This is a genomic window from Geminicoccus sp. (genome assembly GCF_035556675.1).
Lineage (GTDB): Bacteria > Pseudomonadota > Alphaproteobacteria > Geminicoccales > Geminicoccaceae > Geminicoccus.
In genome coordinates this window covers 1-2475 of record NZ_DATMFZ010000386.1, presented here as the reverse complement: position 1 = coordinate 2475, position 2475 = coordinate 1, and the positions used below count along the sequence as shown (strand labels likewise).

3 protein-coding genes are annotated in these 2475 nt (G+C 66.3%); all 3 read right to left on the bottom strand.

Features of this window, described 5'->3' with window-relative positions; translation table 11 throughout:
* Positions 1-912 (bottom strand): SMP-30/gluconolactonase/LRE family protein (locus VNS22_RS27830; protein WP_325738405.1); only part of this gene is annotated, 912 nt, incomplete at its 3' end.
* A gap of 151 nt (positions 913-1063) precedes the next feature.
* Positions 1064-1585, bottom strand: coding sequence for a DUF1269 domain-containing protein (locus VNS22_RS27825; RefSeq protein WP_325738403.1), 522 nt, complete (start codon positions 1583-1585; stop codon positions 1064-1066).
* A gap of 149 nt (positions 1586-1734) precedes the next feature.
* On the bottom strand, positions 1735-2475 hold a 741-nt coding region (locus VNS22_RS27820), incomplete at its 5' end, for a 3-hydroxybutyrate oligomer hydrolase family protein (RefSeq protein ID WP_325738401.1).

Below are 2475 nucleotides of genomic sequence, written 5' to 3'. Positions count from 1 at the left end.
CTGCGCTCCGGTGACGGTGACATGCACCGCATAGAGCGAGGTCGTGCCGCAGATATAGAGCCGGTTGCGCTTGAACCCGCCGAAGCAGACATTCGCCACCACCTCGGGCACCAGGATCTTGCCGAGCAGCTGCCCGTCCGGTGCAAAGCAGTGCACGCCGTCACCGGCCGAGCTCCACACCCGACCATCCGTGTCCAGGCGGAACCCGTCGAACAGACCGGCATCGCACTCCGCGAACACCCGGCTGTTCTTGAGCTTGTTGTCCTCGGTCACGTCGAAGGCGCGGATGTGCTTCGGCCCGTCCGGGTCGTGCGAGGCACCGGTATCCGCGATGTAGAGGATCTTCTCGTCCGGCGAGAAGGCGATCCCGTTGGGCTTGAGGAAATCATCGGCCACCACGGTGAGGCTGCCGTCCTTCGGATCGAAGCGGAAGACGTAGCAGCCGCCATATTCCGGCTCGGCCTTCCAGCCTTCCAGGTCGGATAGGATCCCGTAGGAGGGGTCGGTGAACCAGATGGTGCCGTCCGACTTCACCACCACATCGTTGGGCGAGTTCAGCTTCTTGCCGTTGTAGCTGTCGGCGATCACGATGATCCGCCCGTCCAGCTCGGTGCGCGACACTTTCCGCCCGCCATGCTCGCAGGAGATCAGCCGGCCCTCGCGGTCGCGCGTGTGGCCGTTGGTGTTGTTGCAGGGTTGGCGATAGACCGAGACGGTGCCTTCCAGCCCGGTGAAATCCGGGACGAACCGCATGATCCGGTCGTTCGGGATGTCGGAGAATAGCAGGAAGTTGCCGTCGCGGAAGAACACCGGGCCTTCCGCCCAGGCAGCGCCCGTCCAGAGCTTCTTCAGCCGCGCATTGCTGTTGGTCAGGTGCGCAAAGCTCTTGTCCAGCACGAGATATTCGCTCACGACGACGGGCCTCCCTGTTGTCCGTGGCCCGATGGTAGAACGTTTTCTCTGCCCGTGGAATCCGTCTGCCTGATGATGGCGTGAGCCGCCGGCACTCCGTGTCCAGCCGATGGCGGCGCTGGAGTGCGCTTTGGCGGCTGGCCTCGAGCCGTCAGGCGGAGGTTTCGCTTATTGCCTTCTGCAGTGCTACCTCCTGCTCGTTGGTGAGCGAGGTCTGCAGCACGTGGCCATGGAAGCCCTCGGCGCGCAGGCGCTCCAGCACCTTGTCGGCGGTCACCTTGCGGATCTGCAGGAACAGGGCCGAGCTGTTGGGCTTGATCGCACCGCCGACCCTCCTGATGAAGTCGTCGTCGATGCCATAGTCGGACAGGCGGCCGGCCAGGGCACCGGTGCCCGCCCCGACTCCGGCGCCGATCACCATGCCCGCCAGCGGATTCAGGAACAGCAGGCCTACCAGCGCGCCCCACAGCGCCCCGGACGAGCCGCCGCTCAACGCTCCGACCTTGGTGAGCGGCACCATCTGCTTGAGCTGGATCTCGCCCTCCGGCGGGCGGATGACCACGCAGGCATCCGTCAGCTCGATCAGCTGCTCCTTCGACATGGCCGTGAGCGCGTGCAGCACCTTGTCGGCGGTATCGGGCTCGTCGAATGCGACGCAGATCAGGTCGGACATGACGGAACGCTCCTCCTCACCATGGGGCGATGGCACTCGTTCCACCGCCTGCCATAACTTGCTCCCGATACAATGACAGGCCTGTGGCCGCGATAAAAAACGACCATGTCATGGGAAACCGGCCGCGGTCGCAGCGATCCGGCGCCGGCTCAGTCCGGGATCGCCAGCGTGCGGCCATCGAAGGTGATCCACGCATCCTTGGCCGGCGTCAGGCTGATCGGCGGCAGGTTCGCCAGCTGGATCGGCGGCACGTTGCCCTCGGCATCGCGCCCGCGGGGCAGGGTGCGGACCAGCTGGCTGGGCGGCAGGGCATCGCCTCTGGTCAGATGCGCGTACATCAGGTCCATCGCCTGCACGAAGTAATGGTGGAGCGGGATGAACCGCTCGTCATAGCCGGGCAGGGCATTGAATGCGTCCAGGTGCTGGCCGTGCGTCACCTCCACATAGCTGATCCGCGACCGCTCGCCGTCCTGCAGACGGCTCAGCGCGTAATAGGGCCTGGAGCTGTGGTTGGGCGCGATCAGCGCGTCGGACCTGCCATGCACCAGGATGGCCGGCGTGCCACGCAGCCGGCCGCTGGCCAGGATCTGGTCGATCCCATCCGCCAGGCGGTGGTGACGATAGCGCTCGGCGCCCGCCCAGAGCGCCATAGTCGGCCGCCCGACGATCAGCGAGCGCAGGCAAAGATGCCCGTCCAGGTTCTGGTCCTGGCGACCGGTCGAGCGCGACGGGGAGACCTGGTCACGCATGGCGCCGTCCGGCGCGTCGTTGTTGACCACGGTGACCCCCGCAGTAGGGGGGATGCCGTTGGCGGTGGCGAACAGCGTGGCCGCCGCACTCTCCGGCAGCGGAATCACCCGATCCGGGGTGGCGCTGGCCGGATCGGTGTC